Origin of the sequence: Nostoc sp. DedQUE07 (assembly GCF_034530975.2) — a bacterium.
Classification (GTDB): Bacteria; Cyanobacteriota; Cyanobacteriia; order Cyanobacteriales; family Nostocaceae; genus Nostoc.
The window spans coordinates 70,524-88,625 of record NZ_JAVRCC020000029.1 but is presented as its reverse complement, the minus strand read 5'-3'; the positions used below and the strand labels follow the sequence as shown (position 1 = coordinate 88,625).

Here is an 18,102-nt window from a genome sequence, read left to right as displayed (position 1 = left end):
CCCTTGTCCCCTTGTCCCCTTGTCCCCTTGTCCCCTTGTCTCCTCTGCTCCCCCACTCCTATCTACTAAGTAGGATTTGCAGCTTCATTAGTAGGATTTGAGGTAGAACGCGCATTCAACGCCAGCATTACGCGTGAAATGCCAGTGAAAATAATGCTGACACCAACTAGTGTACCCAGAAGCCAAGGTGCGTTGAAGGGCCATTGGAACCAAATCATTGCGCCTAAGACCAGCGTAATAATCCCATCACCTAGTACCCACGTCCAGTTTTCTTGCGGACGTAACCGGAATGCCAGAATTAACTCGAATGTACCTTCAGCCAGTAAAAAGCTACCAAGCAACAGAGTTAGTGTGAGTACACCTGTAAAAGGATAAACAAACAGCATAATGCCTGTTGCAATATAAAGCCCGCTCAATAGAAGTTTCCAAATAAAACCTCCTTGGTGGCGGGTTTGAGTGGCATAAACTAGTTTTGTAAATCCGGCAAAAATCAAAATCGCTGCAATCCAAGTTTCGGCGAATAAGGTGGTGAAATTAGGTGCTGCGATCGCAATAACCCCTAAAATACTCAACAGAACACCTGTTATCAGTGACCCATTCACATTTTTGTTAGTATTTTTAGAAACATCGGTTGTCATAAAAATCCCTTTCCTATTTTTAGACTAAACTCTACATTTAGGTTAGGGAATTTTTAATTAACACAGTATGAACCCTAAGACAGACTCATCAGTATTAACTTCATTGCGATCGTGACTAAAATTTACGACTATTGAGATACTAAATCAATCGACTTCTTGCAGAAGTTGGGTAAAGGGTAAGGGGTAAAGGGGAAAGGGATAGAATTAACATTCCCCTTTAACCTTTCCACCTTTCCCTACAAGAGTACAAAAGGTACAAATGCCAAGAGGTCTAATTATTAGATCGCAACTGCATTGTCTCTAAGTTACCCTATAAGAGTTCTGCAAGATTGCTTAGACGTTCATAAACAGAAATAAGACGATCTCCTTCAAGTTCAACAGAAGTATTTGGATAATTCTGAATGGCTCCAAGTAATGTCACTTCACCATTTTGTTGAATAGATGTACTTAAAGCGCTTCGCAATGCTTGCTGGTCTAATTGTCCTGCGGGAGGATGAACTACCTCACCAATTTGGTTAACTAAAATTGGCCCTGCCCAACTAGCTAGTAAGCTATTTAAAAAAGCAGCATCAGCTTTTATTGGGGCTTTCAATGCCTTACGAGCTACTGCGGGGTCTTGTTGCGCCGCTTCTAAATAAGCTCTTAATGTTGGGGTAGTCTTGCCAGTTTCTGTAAACTGACTTAATTCTTCAACAGATACTTGCCCCTGAAAAGTACCATACTTTAAAACAACTTGCTCGGCAGCATTAGCATTAGTAGTTGAGAATAGAACAATAGCACCTACACCTAAAGCTACTGTCTGTGTGAGTAACTTAGTAAATTTCTTATTATTTAATTGATTGAGAAGTTGCGAAATCTGCATTTTTTTAAACTTGATAATGGTATGGAGCAGACATAAGCACAAAATGCCTATGTCTTAGGGTTAAACTTTGTTATTAGGCGAAGCTGCATGAGGTAGTATTGATTGGTCTTCGTCTAAAGTTGGTGCAGGTACGCCCAAATGCTTCCTTGCAGTTTCTTCAGCCAGCTTTCGGTCTTGTTCGTTCTCGAACTGGCTCTCATCTAACAAATGAGGATTTTTTGCTGCTTCGTCTCGGCTTGGCCGATAACCATTTTTCCACCTGTACTTCCAGTCCATAATTTAAAAGGCAAAATATACTGCAATTTTATTTCCTAGTTGTTTATAGTAGACGCTCAATAGAAAGTGATACTCCTACTATGGGTTGAAGAGGCTCATTCAGAAGGTATAAATTTAACCTACTAGAGTAAGAATACTTGTCTGCGTAAATTTTAATACTTTAATAAGTAAATAACAAGTCATCAGTAGCGATCGCAAATGTAATAATAACGATTGTCACGAGATGCGATCGCTATTGCTGTGTCATCCGATTAAATTTTACAGTTGCAGAATATCTAAGCGTCGGTGTACTCTTCTCTATGGGACGCGAAGGGCGAACCGGAAACAAGCTATGTACAGCCGTGATTTTTAATCTTTAGGTATATTTACTGGTTGCTTTATCAAAAAGCCTAATTGCTTTATCAAAATACTAAAATACTTTCTCAAAATACTGAAATGCTTTCTCAAAAGGCTTAAATGCTTTCTCAAAACACTTGAATGCTTTCTCATTTTGGTATTTTCAGCAAGCAAAATGCCTAAATGCTTTCTCAAAAGGCTTAAATGCTTTCTCATTTTGGTGTTTTCCGCAAGCAAAAGGCTTAAATGCTTTCTCATTTTGGTATTTTCCGCAAGCAAAAGGCTTAAATGCTTTCTCAAACACCAGTTTAGTTACTCATTTCAGTGTTTTCCACAAGCCAAATGGCATTTGACTTTTTCAAACGGATCTATGCCTTGTTTCCTATTCCTTACCCATGCAAGTAAATTCTCCAAATCAAACCGGATTCCTATATGTCTGCTAATTTATGACTCGATCGCCTAAAGTTACAGAGGCACTTTGAATTTAGTACAAAATTTATCAAATTTATGTCTAAAGAAATAAGTACAAAACTAACCTGACTATACCTAAAAATTGTCTATGCATAGAATAGTCACTCTCAACAAATATCTCTATAGATATAACTAAAAAAGCTACTTTTATTATAATTACACCTTTAGGCTCACGCAATTTAAACTAAAAAGGTTAATACTAAAAAATAACATTATCAAAATTAAATCTGCTTGCAATTAAAAATTGCAGCCTAGACAACTAATAGATAAATAAAGAAAAAAGTACAAACAATGGCAACTTCTACTGACCGCAAGCAACAGATTCAAAAACTGCGTGAACTCATCAAAGATATTGATTATGGTATGTTTACTACAGTCGATGATGATGGCAGCTTGCATAGTTACCCGATGTCAAAGAGTGGTGAGATTAACTCTGATAGCATACTCTGGTTCTTTACTTATTCTGATTCCCATAAGGTGACTGAAATTGAACACCACGAGCAAGTAAATATTAGTTTCTCTTCACCCGAACAGCAGCGATACGTTTCGATCTCAGGTACAGCACAACTTGTAAAAGAGCGCAACAAAATGCGAGAGCTATGGAAGCCGGAACTTCAAACCTGGTTTCCTAAAGGACTAGACGAACCTGGTATTGCTTTGCTGAAGGTAAATATTAACCAGGTTAATTATTGGGATAGTGTATCGAGTTTCAAGCCCCAAACAATTATTTTTTTGACAACATCACGTCTTTAATTAATAATTCGTAATTCGTAATTCGTAGTTAAGAATTCAATGACGAATTATTTAAGACTTGTAATTATTGGACGAAATTGTGGCAATTGTTGGGGGTATTGAGTGACTGAAAGCACTGCCTAAAAATTCAGCGATCGCCCGCCTGCGGCTGGGTTTTAACTAATGCAAGCGGTTTGCGTGCGATCGCTGTCACCAATATGCTGCTGATAAAGGTTTTAAACTCTTCAAAACTTCTAAAGTTTGATACTGATGAAGGCAGAAGCAAACATGGTTTTCCACCCTAAAGCAAAGGACAACTATGAGACTGGGGAAATAAAATTTATGCCTTACAAACAAATTACAGACTTACCAGATGCAGTCAAAGAAAACTTACCCAAACACGCCCAAGAAATTTTCCGGGCTGCATTTAACAGCGCTCAAGAACAATATGGTGGAGAAGAACGTGCCTTTCGAGTCGCTTGGAGTGCGGTAAAACGCGACTACGAAAAAGGCGATGATGGGCATTGGCACAAAAAACCAGAATAGAAATCAATACGGTTCGATTAAGGTTTTCTTACAGCCAGTGCTTGGGATAAGTCCTCTCTTGTGCCAGATTATTAAAAACCACAGCACAAAGCACCAAAATAATAGAACCTTGTAAAGCAGGTGTTAATAGAAATTGCCAAGGAGCTTTTGTCATCATCACGACTAAGGCAACTGCTCCTGAAGGTGGGTGTAGAGTTCCAGTCAGCTGCATCATCCCAATGGCAGTAGCAACAGCCATTCCCATTGTCCAAGGTGATGAACCGAAAAGATGTAAAATAATTAGGCTGACTAAGGCAGCTACGAGATTACCACCAATCACATTACGGGGTTGAGCCAAAGGACTGTCTGGTACGCCAAATATCAATACACTGGTAGCACCAAACGGAGCCATAAGCAGAGGAGAATGTGTTTTCGCAGACAGGTAAGCCGTTGCTGCGATTGCTAAGAAACTACCAAGCCAACTCCAAAAAATATGTTTGTGATGAGGTTTATCTATAGGACAGGTTAGAGGACATGACCGCCAGGTTCCACTTATCTTAAACCAGTAATTATTCAATTTCAAGTGAAGATTTTTGTAATTAAATAATCTTAAATAAGCATAATTAGTTCGCTTTTTTGGGAAATTTTCTTTCATAAACTCCACAATAATAAATAAGCATCAACTTAGAAAATATCAGTGGTGAAATTATACTGTAGCTAGTTATCAATACCGAAATAAACAAACACATCTATCTCAAGTTTGTTAGCAAAAATAGTATCTTCAATCGGTTTATACATTAAAGATAACAATGCACACAGTAGTACTTTCCAGATTGTAAATAAGGCATCGACTAGATTATCTATTCAAGACATTAAGAGCAACATTTACATAGACCTATTAACGCTAAATTAACAAGTCCAATAGAATATTGCTTAATGTCATGATTTTATAACATTCTACCATTAAAGGATCTTGGAAATTTTTTAATAAAGCGTATATTACGTAGAAAAAAAACTATTCCACCTATAATAATTACTTATGATTTGCCTGAATTTGTTCCATCTAAACCTCCAAGGTACTCCAATTGGCGGTGATAGGGGATAGGAGGGCTGCCAATCGTGAGGTTCAATGCCCCCGATTGGCAGATCCCGCTAAGAGTGCTTGCAATTAGCGGTGAGAGTTGTCACATTAAAGATATTGTTACTAACTTCAAGGTGCTAGCAGATTTGCTAATAATAGTTTTAGAGCTAATTATTTAACGTGAGTTCGACAAGCCCTTTTTTGACCTCTCCCCCAACCCCTACGGTGTACACACAACTCAAATTACCCCCCTTAATCCCCCCTTATAAAGGGGGGAAACCGGAATTTTTGTTCCCTCCCCAATACATACGGGGAGGGTTAGGGTGGGGTAAAACCGAGATTTATCAACTACTTGAGACTTGTGTATACATCGTAGCCCTGTGGGAGAGGGAGGTTGTCCGGGAGAGATTCATCGAACTCACGTTTATTTAAAAGGTTGATTGCAGTCTTTGCTCAAACCAGTCCCTCAGATGTAATAACAACTCGCCTGACGTTAGATGCAATACGGTTCGGTTAAAGGGGAAAGGGTAAAGGGGAAAGGGGAATAAAAAACCGTTTAAACGCAGAGTGTTTTGGAAGCAATATTGTATTTAAGAAGTATCAGATGTCACACAAACAATTGATTTATTGCTGGCAAAAATGGTTACTTCCCATCTTGATGCCTGCCATTGTGCAAATAGTGGTTTTAACATTAGGGGTGTTGAGCATTTTGGGAAGCACTGCTCCGATGAGTCATGCTCAAGCTGTTTTTAGCAGTAGTCACATCCAGGAGCAACAGACACCATCAAAATCAACAGTGCTAAATACCACTGTATATCGCAGTCCCGATTGTAACTGTTGTGGCGGGTGGATTGAACACTTAAAGACACAGGGTTTTAAAATCACAGATTTTTCTACACCTGACATCGAAACAGTCAAACAAAATTACAACGTGCCGGATAACTTGTCATCTTGCCACACGGCAATTGTTAATGGATATGTTATTGAAGGACACGTCCCAGCAGACGACATCAAACGTCTGCTTCAAGAAAAGCCAAATGTTATTGGTTTATCTGTTCCTCAAATGCCTGTAGGCACTCCAGGGATGGAAATGGGGAATCGAAAAGACCCGTTTTCTGTGCTTTCTTTCGATCGCAATAACTCAGTTGCAGTATTCAATAAGTATCCTGGTGAGTCCTGAGTGAATAAAAAGGGTCTTTTAACTCGGAACTCAGCACTCTTTATTTAGAACCAGTTTTGATCGACTGCGACAAATGATTTAACCATCTCCTCAACCAGAAAGTAGATGGTGCGCTTGCAACATTTTGAGAAAGAAACTCAATGGCATGGTTACAATCTTGCAGGCTGGCATCAAGTCCCATTGCGCGATAAATTTCACGAGCATTACAAAAGGCATCCATCGCTTCTGATTCTCGATTGATTTTTTCTAACACCAAACCCAAATTAAACCAGGCATTTGCTTCTTCATTTGGGTCATTAAGATCGCTTCCGATCTTTAATGAATGCTGATAAAACTCCAACGCCCTTTGGTACTTTCCTAAAGCCTTATAAGCACTGCCCAATCCACTCAAAGCCATGCCTTCAGCATTGCGATCGCTGATGAATTTTGCCAGCCCTAACCATTGTTGGTAAAATTCAATTGCTAGTTGGTAAGATCCCAACGATTCATAAATGTTGCCCAAACTTCCCAGGCAAATACATTTCCCAGTCCAATCGCCTATTTTCTTGGTTATACTCAACCATTGTTGGTAAAAATCTATCGCTTGCTCGTACTTACCCAGGTATTCATAAGTATTACCCAAGCTTCCCAAGCAAATGCCTTCTCCAGTGCGATCGCCTATTTTCCTGGTAATACTCAACCACTGGTGATAAAATTCAATCGCTCGCTGATATTTGCCCAGTGATTGGTAAGCGTTACCCAACCCAGATAAAGATTTGGCTTCTTCTAAGCGATCGCCTATTTCTTTAGCTATATCTAACCACTGTTGATAAAACTCAATTGCTAGGTGGTACTCGCCTAGCGACTGGTAAGCATTGCCCAAACTTGCCAAAGAAATGACTTCCCGATTGCGATCGCCTGTTTCTCTAGCTTTTTCTAAGCACCGCTCTTCATACTCAATGGACTCAATATTATTTAGTCCCCCGGATCTTATTACTTCTGTCATTCTCTATAGAAATTTTTGATCGATAAGCTGTCGATTATACAATTTTCTGTGGCTTTAGCACAGGATAAGTGCAACTTATGTCAAAATTGAGAAATTATTTTTCAATATCAAGCTTTCTTATATACTTTTCATACACAGCGATCGCTATGTATAAAAGGCTTTTATTTATCCTTAGTAACAAGCATACAAATATACCATACTGAAAAACTTAGCTTTCTCAAAAGATATAATAAAAACCAAATTAATCAGCAGCAGCATAATCTGGCAACACGTTGAGTTCTAAATTAACAGCACTTAAATAATTTTGATCGTTTAAAACTTGTGATGGTAATTTATTTGCATTCACAGCAGCTTTAACCAAATCTTTCGCAAGAATATTTCTATTCAAAGTTTTAAGTACTAGCGCTTCTCCGCTAGGAATACCGTGTTGTTGCAGACCTCCTTGATAAGCAAAATTAACTAGATTCAAAGGCTGGAGGTAATTAGCAGAAGTCGAGTTCGTGGATAAATTATTAGAGTTAACAGCTATTGTTTCACTGTTGTTAGTAGTAGCTGTTTGAGCGCCAGCAATTCCAGGTACAAGAGTAAGAGAAGCAAAAATCAGTGCAGAATTTATTAAGGTAGCAAGTTTCATAAGTTATATTTAGGTAAAATGCGATCGGTGTTTCTTAGTAATAGAGTCCTCTTTATTATTAATCTCAACTTCCTTCAGTCAGGTCATCTGATCGGTTGATATATGACTCACCCAAAAGGGTGAGCTAATTGGGTGATACAAACAGCAATAGAGACTCAACTGAGTCTAGACACAACAAGGATGGTTGAAATTTTCAAGTACTTAACTGAGGCGAGTTGAACATTTATGCAATTTTTTAGGTGACTCAAATACGCTCATTCACCTAAGCCTAATCACAAGTATTTCCTCAAATGTCAGAGAAAAACACTGTGTGCTGCTTTGTTAAAGCGTCTCTACATACCTAAAATTCTCTCCTAGAAGGAAAAACTTGACACTTAAATAATTATTTAGTATAAATGTACTATAAAAGCGTTTGATATTGCATAAAACTTTACCACTCCCGACTACGCCAATAGGAGAGTAGAAAATAAATGAAGCTATCTAAGGTAGACTTGAGCAGTTTAGTAGCGATCGCTCATTCTGATGGATATTTGCAGTTGTTGCTCGACCGAGGCAACGAACTAGAGTTTTTGGAAATTCCGGCACCGATACAAGCTTACGAAGGATTGCAAGAACTCAATGAGGTTATAGCTGAAACTACTGCACTACCCTTTGAAGAAGAACCAATTGCTATGTTACCAGTTAGCTCATCAATGGCGGCGGCTGTAGGCTACGATCCTGACGAACAGATTTTGCAAGTTGAGTTTCAAAGTGGAGCGGTTTATCAGTACTTAGGCGTAGATGAGGATACTTGGGAAGATTTACATTCCTCTGACTCAATTGGCAGCTTTTTCAATCAAGAGATTAAAGGTAGATATGATTGCGATCGTCTAGATTGTGCAGATTAATGACTAATAACTGCATGTAGGGTTTTTAATAATTCTTGCGTTGTATAAGAAACTTCTTGGCATAAGTCGGGAAAAGGGGAAGGTGGGGTTCCCTCTGGGGATAAGGGGCGTAGGGTGGTTTTATACAAACAGAGAAAAACTAAAGCTGGGTTTCAAAGCCTCTCCCCCCGTGGGGGAGAGGAATGGAAGTGAGGGAAAAAGCCTGGACACAAAACGAGAAATCAAAACTTATGTATTTTTCTTTTTTCGTATGAAACCACCTTGCCCTCTGGGGATAAGGGGCGGGGGAAAGGGACTGATGTTTTTTATCCCTTACCATGAGTCCCTTTAACCTTTACCCAATCTCCACCTAACAATTTTGGGTTGGCAGACCACTAGTAATGCTTTCTTCAGAGACAATAGAAAAAACCCATATAATATCAACGCAGTTATGACAACTACACTTACCTCTGCTGTTAAACCAAGAGCCGAAGATAGTTTTGCCATTACCTTTGCACCATTATCTCTGGAAGAAATCTATGCCAAATCCGACGATCCAGCCAATGGTGCTGTGGTTGTGATGAGTGGTATGGTTCGCAATCAAACCGATGGTAAACCTGTGATTGCTCTAGAGTATCAAGCTTATGAACCGATGGCGTTGCGGATATTTTATCAAATTGCTGCTGATATTCGCTTATCTATGTCTGATGTGAATCGAGTCGCGATTTTTCATCGTGTTGGACGTTTGCAAGTTGGGGAAATCAGCGTTTTAGTAGCTGTGGGTTCTCCTCATCGGAGTGAGGCGTTTGAAGCTTGCCAATATGCTATTGATACGCTCAAACACAATGCCCCTATATGGAAGAAAGAACATTGGCAAGATGGTTCTAGCACCTGGGTAAGTATTGGTGCGTGTGAAACATCAGGAGAAAATTGTTGATTTGACAAAGAATTCAGAAATCAGAATGGGCTACGCCCCGCTGCGCTAACAGGAGTCAGATTGACAAAATCTTGACAAGCATAGGTAAAATGCTATCCTCTTTTTCCAAATGTATTGAACTCATCGACACCACTCGCCAGAAACTTGAAAAGCGTCATAACTTCTCTACGAGACGCTGCGCGAACGTTGAATGGTGTCGATTGTTTTCACAGTAAGGGTTTCTAGCTAGAAAATCGATTGCTTATTGAGAATTACTTACTGGTTGTTGAAAATTTGAAAAGTGGTGTCGATTTTGTTGCTGTGCAAAAGTACTCTTAACAAACTCTGCAATCTCTATACGATTCCCACCGGGATCTCGGAGAAAAAACCGCACGCATCCTGGAAGTGGTCGTTGGTCGGGAATAATTTCTATTCCATGCTCTTTTAGGTGTTCTTCAAAGGCGTTCAAGTTATCGACTTGGAAACAAAAATGCCGTCTTGATGCTTGGTTATTGGCGTTTTTCTCTCTACTAACGTGCAGTTCAATGTCTCCCAACTTGTACCACGCTCCTGAATCATTTTTCATGACATCAGGTCTGACAATTTCAGTCAGTCCCAAAACTTTGCTGTAGAAAGATAGCATTGCTTCCTCCACTTCAAGAGGATAGGTTACTTGAATATGATGAACTGCATTAAGCTTCATAAATTTTTCTCCTAATTTGGGTTAAAGTTGGTAGCGCTACAATCACCTTTTGCTGTAATACTGGCGTATTTTTAAAGTTTTTTTGTTCAAACTCACCAAACATCTATATAACAAGCTTTCCCATACTGATGCGTTCTTCAATGAGATAGCCAAGTTTTCTATAAAACTCAACTACTTCTGCGTTGGAGACACGAACTTGGAGATTGATTTTGAGGCATCCCATCGCTATCAATACTCTCTCTGCGTGCTGCACTAGCTTGCTACCAATACCCTGTCGTTGATACTGAGGACTGACCGCAACTGTGTATAGCCAACCGCGATGCCCGTCATATCCTGCCATGATAGTCCCTACAATCACAGAGTTAATCTCAGTAACGAAAAACAACTCAGGTTGTACAGCAAGCTTCTGACTGATTACCAATTTTGGGCTGCTGTGCGACGGATTATTAGGAAACACCTCATCCCACAAAGCACTGACTAATTCAGCATCAGATTCTTGGTATGGTCTTATATTCATCTACATCTCTAAATCAAAGCACTTGCCTTTGCACATTCTTTGTGAAATACTACTTTTAAACTACGATAAATCGATATATTTTAAGTAGTATTATACAAAAATTACCATAAAACATCGCGTCCTGAAAGCAATTACAGGCTAATCCCTAAGATGACAAACACAGAAATTCGCACTGCTCAAGTTAAAGTCCCTAACGGAGATTTGCAAATTGATGCTTACTTAGCTGAACCAGCACAAAAGGGAACCTTCCCAGCCGTAATCGTGATTCAGGAAATTTTTGGGGTTAATATTCACATTCGGGAAGTTGCTGAGAAATTTGCCAAAGAGGGGTATGTAGCGATCGCACCGACTTTATTTCAACGCACCGCCCCCGGTTTTGAAGGTGGCTATACCCCTGAAGATGTCCAGCAAGGGAGAGGGTATAAAGAGCAGACAACAGCAGAGGAAATATTGAGTGATATTAAAGCTGCGATCGCTTACTTAAGAACTCTACCAAATGTACAAGGAGATGCGATCGGCTCTATTGGTTTCTGTTTTGGTGGTCACGTCGTTTATCTAGCTGCCACCTTACCAGATATTAAAGTTACAGCTTCCTTCTATGGTGGCGGTATTCCCAACTCAACTCCCGGCGGTGGAGAACCAACCATCACCCGCACTCCAGAGATTAAAGGCCCCATTTACGCCTTCTTTGGTCTTGACGATCAGGGAATTCCCTTAGAACATACAAAACAGATCGAGGCAGAACTGAAGAAAAATCAGATTACTCATGCTATCTTCCGTTATCCCGGTGCAGGGCATGGCTTCTTTTGCAATCATCGGGCCAGCTACAATGCCGAAGCTGCTGCTGATGCTTGGAAAAATGTTCAAGAACTATTCCAAAAGAACCTTCAGCTTCAAAAAGTCTAAATTTTTAGGTTAGGAGCAATACAACACTAGAGGCGCACATCTGTGTGCCTCTACAACTGAACATAGGCAAAATAAGTCAAAAGCAAATTAAAAAACAAAGTATCACGTCCATGATTTCCGCCTTCAAACAACCACAAGTTAAGATTTTCCAAGGTTTTTCACTATTCCTTTTACCTGGATTATTAGCAATCTCAACAACCTTAATCAGTTGCTCAGTCCAAACCCCAAATTCAGCAAATCAAACCATTGGCTTGAAAACCAAAGTTGTCCGAATGGGGTATCAAAGTTCTGGGGATATTTTCAGACTTAAAGGATTGATCGAAAAACGTCTCAAGCCTTTAGGTATTTCCGTGGAATGGGCGCAATTTGCCGCCGGCCCACAACTGATGGAAGCGATGAATGTGGGCAGGGTTGATATTGGCTCTGTAGGCGAGACTCCCCCGATATTTGCCCAAGCGGCTGGCACATCTTTAGTTTATATTGCTAGTAATAAACCCAGTACCGGGAAAGGAAGCGGAATTATCGTTCAAAAGAATTCACCGATTCGGACTTTAGCCGATCTCAAAGGGAAAAAAGTAGTTTTTCAAAAGGGTTCTGCTTCCCATTACTTATTAATAAAAGCTTTGGAAGAGGCTGGTTTAAAATATAGTGATATTCAAGCTCTTAGCCTCCCTCCTTCAGAAGCCCGTGATGCTTTTATTCAAGGAAAAATTGATGCCTGGGTAACTTGGGATCCTTATTTAGCCGTGGCCCAAAAAAAAGCAAATGCTCGTGTTTTGAGAGATGCTAGTAGCATTTCTACTCAGGGCGGATATTACATGGCAGCGCGAAAATTTGCCACAGAAAACCCGAAATTAGTGCGATTAGTTCTTGAGGAGATAGATAACACAGGTCAATGGGCTGAAAAAAACCGAGCAGAAGTTGTAAAACTGACTATTCCTCACCTCAAAATTGATGAAGATATTTTAACAACAATGGTTGGAAGGCGAACTTACGGTATAAGACCAATTACGCCTGAAATTATGGACAAACAACAGAAGATTGCAGATTTGTTTGCCAAAGAAAAAGTGATACCTAAGCCAATTAATATTAAAGAAGCGATGCTGACTAGCGAACAATATGCAGCCATCACACCGGAAACCATTAGTCAGAAATAGCGCCAGGAGATAAGAAAATGGAAGTTTTTTGGTATTTGCCGACCCAGGGAGACGAGCGTTATTTAGGTACTACAATCGGCAGGCGACCAGCCACTTATCCCTATATGCAGCAAATCGCCCAAGCTGTTGATAAATTGGGCTATGGCGGGATGTTGATTGGTACCGGACAAAAACAAGATACTTGGATTGTAGCTACTTCATTAATTTCAGTTACAGAACGCTTGCGGTTTCTTGTAGCCTTTCGTCCGGCAATTATGTCGCCTTCTTTGGCAGTTAGAATGGCTGCTACTTTTGACCAGATTTCTAACGGTCGAATTATTCTGAATGTTGTCACTGGTGGCGACACAAAAGAACTTGCAAAAGATGGGATTTTCTTAGATCATGACCAGCGTTATGAACTTACAGATGAGTTTTTGACAATTTGGCGATCGCTCATGCAAGGTGAAGAAGTAACCTATAGTGGTCGCCATTTGCAAGTTCAAGGCGCTAAACTCCAATTTCCTCCCGTACAAAAGCCTTATCCCACCTTGTATTTTGGCGGTTCTTCAGATGCGGCGCTCCAAGTTGCTGCCAAACACATTGATGTGTATTTAACTTGGGGTGAACCACCAGATCGAGTTGCTCAAAAAATTGCAAAGGTACGCCAATTAGCAGCAGAACAAGGTAGAACAGTCCGCTTTGGGATTCGGATGCACGTCATAGTCAGGGAAACTACGCAAAAAGCTTGGGATGCGGCTAATGAACTGATTCAGTATGTCGATGATGAAACCATAGCAGCCGCACATCGGCGGTTTGCTGAGTCGGAATCAGAAGGACAACGCCGCATGGCCCAACTGCATAAAGGTAATCGCAAAAACCTAGAAATTAGCCCCAACTTATGGGCAGGTGTTGGCTTAGTGCGTGGAGGTGCTGGGACTGCCTTGGTAGGAGATCCAGACACAGTTGCAGCGCGAATGCTAGAATATGCCGATTTAGGAATTGATACCTTTGTTTTCTCAGGGTATCCCCATCTCGAAGAAGCTTATCGAGTTGCAGAATTATTATTTCCCAGGTTGCCGTTACAAACTCCAGGCATCGCATTACCGCAGCAGGTTGCAAGTACATTCAGTGAATTTGTTACCAAAACAGATTTACTCAAACCCCAGCCAGTGTAAGCAATTCAAAATCAAAAAACTTGTACATTCACAAATTAAATGTCGTCGTTCACAAATTAATGTTGCTAATGTCGCTCTTTCACTAATTGGTGTCGTAGCTCATTCGAGATAACCGTTCACAAACTAATGTCGCAATATTAGAAACTTATCGACTGTGTACGGTAACTGGTCAACATCAGACTTGCCAAATAGAAGACCCTGAGCTTAAGTTTAACTTAAGCTCTTGTAACTTCATCTTTATTTTGAAATCTCTCACACTGCCTTTCAACCCGCTCAACACGAGAAGAATCATTGTAACTTAAAAAATGTGGCGTTCTAAAAGTTCACTGACCTTTAAACCTGCTCAACACGGGAAGGGTCATTGTCATTCTAACCTCCTCTTAAAATTGCTCCTAGTAAATCTGTTTTAGTCTTTCAACCCGCTCAACATGGGAAGGGTCATTGTAACTTGCGATCGCAATCGATCGCATTCCTTTTGGCACTCCCTTTCAACCCGCTCAATACGGGAAAGATTATTGTAACCATAGGCATCTTTGTTGGATTGATTTCTTTTAGTCTTTCAACCCGTTCAACACGGGAAGGGTTCTTGTAACATTATTCCTCAGCGCTGGTTGTACGTTCGATCTACGACTTTCAACCCGTTCAACACGGGAAGGGTTATTGTAACGAGATTTATCTGTAATTCCCACTCAATCATTCCCCTTTCAACCCGTTCAACACGGGAAGGGTTATTGTAACTTTCTGGCGACGTGCTGCACGAAGCAGTACGAATTCTTTCAACCCGTTCAACACGGGAAGGGTTATTGTAACCCCTCCTCTATAAAATCCTTGTTTTGTAAAGGATTCCAGAGTTGATAGCGCGGATCTATATTCCATGCTTCTTCAACTACCGTTTGAATGGGCAATTTGTGTGCCATTAAACGCTAAAACCCTTTCACCGCAAGCAAGCGCAAATCGACTAAAGATTTTTAATCTCTTCTAATGCCTGGAAACAAGGATTGGTATGGGTTCCCCCTTGATCGGAGGTGATTTAGTAGCCACTACAGCAGTATATCCGCGCCCTTATTGCTGGGAACGCACCTTATTCCTGTCCGGAGACAGCAGCATCAGGGTGAGCAGCTACTAGGGTCAGAAAGCAAGACTATCTTCCAATAGTCAAACTACCCCATATTTTTCACAGTTCAGCGGTTACAAAGAACATGAACTGCGGCGCTATTACTTATTTTATTGTCAAGGTTCAGTATATTTGCTCAATCTGAAGATTAAGATTTATTTTGACGAAAATGGTAAGCAGCGATCGCTAAATCTCGCGCTTTTTCTTGAGGACTATCTCGAATAGGTTGTGGGCCTTGTTCTATAGAAATGTTTGCCTTAGCTGCTTGGCTCTGAATACACTCAATCAATCTGTTGTAGCTCCAACGATGAATGCTCTGGCGGTACTGTTTAGCATACTTTTGCTGACCTTCTTTGTAATTAGGACATCTTTTCACTGCCCTAGCTTCTATTTCACTTTGGATGCTCTCGCGTACATTTTTCATTGTGGGTAGAACAATGCTGCCAGCTTGGTAATTTTTGGCTAACGTGATAATTGCTTGTGCTAGTAAGTTATCAATGTGCTTTCCTAACTCCAATTCTGACAACTTAATTTGTGTGTTGCTTTTTTGAGCTTTGTGGCGTTCATGAGAATTACGTTGCTGCTGCTGTCGCTGGCGGTTCAGTAACTTGTAATTATCACCAAGTAGCTGTTTAACACTGCGATACGCAAGAACTTTATTTGTGGAGCAGTCAACAATAGCTATTGTTGCAGGCTTTTCTAGACCCAAACTCACACCAATGAGAATTGATGTTTTACCCTGATACAAGTTTTGATTAGGACGTGGGTAGGCGGTGTTGATTTTAGTGAGTGTTGAGTTAAGGCGTTTAATATAAATTTGCTGATGTTGATTTAAGTTTTCTTTTTTTTCCATGTTGGTCAGTTTTTGAGTAATTTCGTCTACTTTTTCTTGCCTAAACTCCTGAGTCCCTTCAATCGTCCACAAGCGAGTATCAACGCTGCAATAAAGAGTTAAACGATGAATCTTCCAGGGAAGGTCATTACCTTTATTGTCTTGCCATGCTAAACGTCCTGAACGTAAAGTAAAGAGAGAAGATGAATACTGGTCTTTGTTGTTGCGCTTAATGCTCTGATCTTCTAAAAATCTTTGAAACCAATAAATTTGTTTATTATCGCAGTAAATTTCAAAGATATGATTATTGAACTCTTTACCTGAGAAGCTAAGACAAATACGACCTTTTTCATTTTTTGACCAAATAAGGTCTTCGTTGCTTGTGAATTCAACTGGAAATGGTATCGAACTAGAATTTTTTAAGAGATACTTCTGCCAAATTTTAGCTTGACTTTCGCTTTCAGGAACAGTGGTGGTTGCTACTAAAAGGCTTTGCACCCACTCTTGTCCTGTCAAATCACGACCACTGGGTATCCTCGATTGCAGTTGTTCTTTAAGACGTTCAATCTCTTTAACTTTCTTACTACGACGTAGAGCATACCGATTAGGGTCTTCCTCTTCTTCACTAACCTGACAATTATTTTTCAATAAGTAAGCGATAGCACACTGATTAAGAGGATTATTTGCTTGATCGTAAGCCTTAAATAAAATGTCAAACAGTATGTAATTATTATTTTTTCTTTTAATCTTTTTAGTTTTATTTACATTTTCCTTTTTAATATCCGGCTTATTAGTTTCTTCAAACTTAGCAATATAGTGCGGTAAAATTTCAATAGCTTTATCCCGAATAATATTTAAACTAAAGTTACTTTCTTGTTCCAGTTCTACATCACTTTTAAGCATATTGAGCCAATGCTCTTTTTTATCGATTTTTTGTTGTCGTTCTTTCTGTAATGCCAACCAAGACTTATAGATATACTCGACTACTTCAATAGCTGATTTGTAAAAACGCTTGGGTTGGTTAACAAAGCGTTCTTGAGTACTGAGTGAGTCACACAGTGGTTTGATTACTCCATTTGGTAATTTGCCCTTCTTCAACCACTCCTCCATATCAGGATGCATTCTTACCTGTTCAAGTAGTTCATTAATCAAAGGTGTATTCTTCTCTGCCATCAATTGCCACAGATGGCGGCGGGTATCTTCGCTGGCTACTAATCGACATTGAATAGTGATCACGCTCATAGCGGTTTCTCTTCTCTAAACTTCACTAAATACACCAGTATCCTCAAAATAACATTTATAGTGTGCAATTTTACATTTATTATGTGTAGATTTATGATTGATAGTACCTCACTATTAGGCTGTGAGGGAAAATAACATCAACATTGAATATCGTTTTGGAAAAGCGATAAGACGAAGACGGCGAGAACTGGATTACTCTCAAGAAGAACTGGCTGAAAAAGCTGGGCTTCACCGTAATTACATCTCAAGTATTGAGACGGGAACCCGTAATCCTTCTCTCAAAAATATTGAAAAGCTTGCAAAAGCATTAAACATCTCCATTTCTGCTCTTTTTATCAACTACGGTATTGAGGCAGAGCATAAATCAGAAAAAGATACTGAGTGTTAGTTTATAGTGTTTTAGTACACAGGAGCAGAAATTTGTCCTTCTAGTACTACAAAAAATACAAATATGCTAAAAATTAAGAAAGAGACGTGAAGTTAGCCACGTCTCCAGATGACAGGAGAAAAACCATTAAGCGGCTACATCCGCGACCAGTAGTCCGTTGACAGCAATGATCAAAAGTTGAGCTGAGGCAGAGGTGTCACAGCAATGTCTTTTATCGCTATTGCAGGGTTGTGTTACCCATTTACCCTCAAGATTCTGATAAAAAGTTCCAAGCAGATGGGAACCATTCCAAACTCGATACAGTTCTCCCAAATCATCTAGCACTGAGTCAATTTCAATTTCTGGCGCTACTGCGTCAGCTAAGTGGTCAACATATTCCTCAAACTCTTCTTGAGCCGAGGCTTGGTTGTCAAACTCATCTTGTACAATCATCTGAGTAACCTCATTGATGGGGTTTAACAAAAGGCGATCGCAGTCTCTTCCCGGAGGGCGATCGCCTTTGTCTTGTTACTATATTGTAATTACTTGTTATTATCAAAACAAGAGCGTTACTACAAAATTTTCAAAATTCGCCACAATTAAGGTAA

Annotated in this window: 21 protein-coding genes; 9 read left to right on the top strand and 12 right to left on the bottom strand. The window is 39.9% G+C overall.

The features are described from left to right. Positions 1 to 65 precede the first annotated feature (65 nt). The 4 genes from RMZ95_RS21425 to RMZ95_RS21410 all read right to left on the bottom strand — a co-directional run bounded on the left by RMZ95_RS21425 (position 66) and on the right by RMZ95_RS21410 (position 2,370). A complete protein-coding gene (locus RMZ95_RS21425; RefSeq protein WP_322684335.1) occupies positions 66 to 638 on the bottom strand; it encodes an HdeD family acid-resistance protein in 573 nt (190 codons plus the stop codon). Between the two features lie 310 nt (positions 639 to 948). Beyond that, complete coding sequence (locus tag RMZ95_RS21420) at positions 949 to 1,500, bottom strand: alpha/beta hydrolase (RefSeq protein ID WP_322684336.1); 552 nt, start codon at positions 1,498 to 1,500, stop codon at positions 949 to 951. Positions 1,501 to 1,560: 60 nt separating this feature from the next. Beyond that, positions 1,561 to 1,776, bottom strand: a complete 216-nt coding sequence (locus RMZ95_RS21415) for a bromodomain-containing protein (protein ID WP_322684337.1) — start codon at positions 1,774 to 1,776, stop codon at positions 1,561 to 1,563. A gap of 348 nt (positions 1,777 to 2,124) precedes the next feature. Next, on the bottom strand, positions 2,125 to 2,370 hold the full coding sequence (locus tag RMZ95_RS21410) for a hypothetical protein (RefSeq protein WP_322684338.1): 246 nt from the start codon (positions 2,368 to 2,370) through the stop codon (positions 2,125 to 2,127). Between the two features lie 504 nt (positions 2,371 to 2,874). Here RMZ95_RS21410 and RMZ95_RS21405 point away from each other — a divergent pair. Continuing rightward, positions 2,875 to 3,336 carry a pyridoxamine 5'-phosphate oxidase family protein gene (locus tag RMZ95_RS21405; RefSeq protein ID WP_322684339.1) on the top strand — a complete coding sequence of 154 codons (462 nt, stop codon included), beginning with the start codon at positions 2,875 to 2,877 and terminating at the stop codon, positions 3,334 to 3,336. A gap of 127 nt (positions 3,337 to 3,463) precedes the next feature. On the opposite strand, the gene RMZ95_RS21400 is transcribed toward RMZ95_RS21405, so the two are convergent. Further along, positions 3,464 to 3,601, bottom strand: a complete 138-nt coding sequence (locus RMZ95_RS21400) for a hypothetical protein (RefSeq protein WP_322684340.1) — start codon at positions 3,599 to 3,601, stop codon at positions 3,464 to 3,466. Between the two features lie 56 nt (positions 3,602 to 3,657). Between RMZ95_RS21400 and RMZ95_RS21395 the strand changes: the two genes are divergently transcribed. After that, positions 3,658 to 3,861, top strand: a complete 204-nt coding sequence (locus RMZ95_RS21395; protein WP_322671445.1) for a ChaB family protein — start codon at positions 3,658 to 3,660, stop codon at positions 3,859 to 3,861. Between the two features lie 28 nt (positions 3,862 to 3,889). Here the strand turns inward: RMZ95_RS21395 and RMZ95_RS21390 are convergent, their stop codons facing one another. Continuing rightward, positions 3,890 to 4,495 carry an HPP family protein gene (locus RMZ95_RS21390; RefSeq protein WP_322684341.1) on the bottom strand — a complete coding sequence of 202 codons (606 nt, stop codon included), beginning with the start codon at positions 4,493 to 4,495 and terminating at the stop codon, positions 3,890 to 3,892. Between the two features lie 1,030 nt (positions 4,496 to 5,525). Here RMZ95_RS21390 and RMZ95_RS21385 point away from each other — a divergent pair. Then, positions 5,526 to 6,101, top strand: a complete 576-nt coding sequence (locus RMZ95_RS21385) for a DUF411 domain-containing protein (protein WP_322684342.1) — start codon at positions 5,526 to 5,528, stop codon at positions 6,099 to 6,101. A 40-nt stretch (positions 6,102 to 6,141) separates the two neighbouring features. Here the strand turns inward: RMZ95_RS21385 and RMZ95_RS21380 are convergent, their stop codons facing one another. Together RMZ95_RS21380 and RMZ95_RS21375 are read right to left on the bottom strand one after the other, a co-directional pair. Beyond that, on the bottom strand, positions 6,142 to 7,086 hold the full coding sequence (locus RMZ95_RS21380) for a tetratricopeptide repeat protein (RefSeq protein WP_322684343.1): 945 nt from the start codon (positions 7,084 to 7,086) through the stop codon (positions 6,142 to 6,144). A 241-nt stretch (positions 7,087 to 7,327) separates the two neighbouring features. Further along, entirely contained in the window at positions 7,328 to 7,720 is a 393-nt protein-coding gene (locus RMZ95_RS21375; protein WP_322671448.1) for a hypothetical protein, read from the bottom strand. Positions 7,721 to 8,190: 470 nt separating this feature from the next. On the opposite strand from RMZ95_RS21375, the gene RMZ95_RS21370 reads away from it, so the two are divergent. Both RMZ95_RS21370 and RMZ95_RS21365 read left to right on the top strand, forming a co-directional pair. Further along, the gene (locus RMZ95_RS21370) at positions 8,191 to 8,607 is read left to right on the top strand and encodes a KTSC domain-containing protein (protein WP_322671449.1); all 417 of its coding nucleotides are present in this window, start codon (positions 8,191 to 8,193) and stop codon (positions 8,605 to 8,607) included. A gap of 430 nt (positions 8,608 to 9,037) precedes the next feature. Then, positions 9,038 to 9,523: a molybdenum cofactor biosynthesis protein MoaE gene (locus RMZ95_RS21365; RefSeq protein ID WP_322684344.1), complete on the top strand. Its 486-nt coding sequence runs from the start codon at positions 9,038 to 9,040 to the stop codon at positions 9,521 to 9,523. A 241-nt stretch (positions 9,524 to 9,764) separates the two neighbouring features. Here RMZ95_RS21365 and RMZ95_RS21360 read toward each other — a convergent pair whose 3' ends face one another. Together RMZ95_RS21360 and RMZ95_RS21355 are read right to left on the bottom strand one after the other, a co-directional pair. Next, the gene (locus RMZ95_RS21360) at positions 9,765 to 10,205 is read right to left on the bottom strand and encodes a VOC family protein (protein ID WP_322684345.1); all 441 of its coding nucleotides are present in this window, start codon (positions 10,203 to 10,205) and stop codon (positions 9,765 to 9,767) included. Between the two features lie 103 nt (positions 10,206 to 10,308). After that, positions 10,309 to 10,722: a GNAT family acetyltransferase gene (locus RMZ95_RS21355; RefSeq protein WP_322684346.1), complete on the bottom strand. Its 414-nt coding sequence runs from the start codon at positions 10,720 to 10,722 to the stop codon at positions 10,309 to 10,311. Between the two features lie 150 nt (positions 10,723 to 10,872). Here RMZ95_RS21355 and RMZ95_RS21350 point away from each other — a divergent pair, with 150 nt between their 5' ends. From RMZ95_RS21350 to ssuD, 3 genes are all read left to right on the top strand, one after another. Further along, positions 10,873 to 11,628, top strand: coding sequence for a dienelactone hydrolase family protein (locus RMZ95_RS21350; RefSeq protein WP_322684347.1), 756 nt, complete (start codon positions 10,873 to 10,875; stop codon positions 11,626 to 11,628). Positions 11,629 to 11,738: 110 nt separating this feature from the next. Then, positions 11,739 to 12,785, top strand: a complete 1,047-nt coding sequence (locus RMZ95_RS21345; protein ID WP_322684348.1) for a sulfonate ABC transporter substrate-binding protein — start codon at positions 11,739 to 11,741, stop codon at positions 12,783 to 12,785. Between the two features lie 17 nt (positions 12,786 to 12,802). Beyond that, entirely contained in the window at positions 12,803 to 13,939 is a 1,137-nt protein-coding gene (gene ssuD / locus RMZ95_RS21340) for an FMNH2-dependent alkanesulfonate monooxygenase (RefSeq protein ID WP_322684349.1), read from the top strand. A gap of 1,262 nt (positions 13,940 to 15,201) precedes the next feature. Here the strand turns inward: ssuD and cas12k are convergent. Further along, positions 15,202 to 17,127 (bottom strand): type V CRISPR-associated protein Cas12k, encoded by a 1,926-nt coding sequence (gene cas12k / locus RMZ95_RS21335; RefSeq protein WP_322684350.1) that lies wholly within the window; start codon positions 17,125 to 17,127, stop codon positions 15,202 to 15,204. A 121-nt stretch (positions 17,128 to 17,248) separates the two neighbouring features. Here cas12k and RMZ95_RS21330 point away from each other — a divergent pair, with 121 nt between their 5' ends. After that, complete coding sequence (locus RMZ95_RS21330; RefSeq protein WP_322684351.1) at positions 17,249 to 17,515, top strand: helix-turn-helix transcriptional regulator; 267 nt, start codon at positions 17,249 to 17,251, stop codon at positions 17,513 to 17,515. 126 nt (positions 17,516 to 17,641) lie between these two features. On the opposite strand, the gene RMZ95_RS21325 is transcribed toward RMZ95_RS21330, so the two are convergent. Further along, the gene (locus RMZ95_RS21325) at positions 17,642 to 17,947 is read right to left on the bottom strand and encodes a hypothetical protein (RefSeq protein ID WP_322684352.1); all 306 of its coding nucleotides are present in this window, start codon (positions 17,945 to 17,947) and stop codon (positions 17,642 to 17,644) included. Between the last annotated feature and the right edge of the window lie 155 nt (positions 17,948 to 18,102).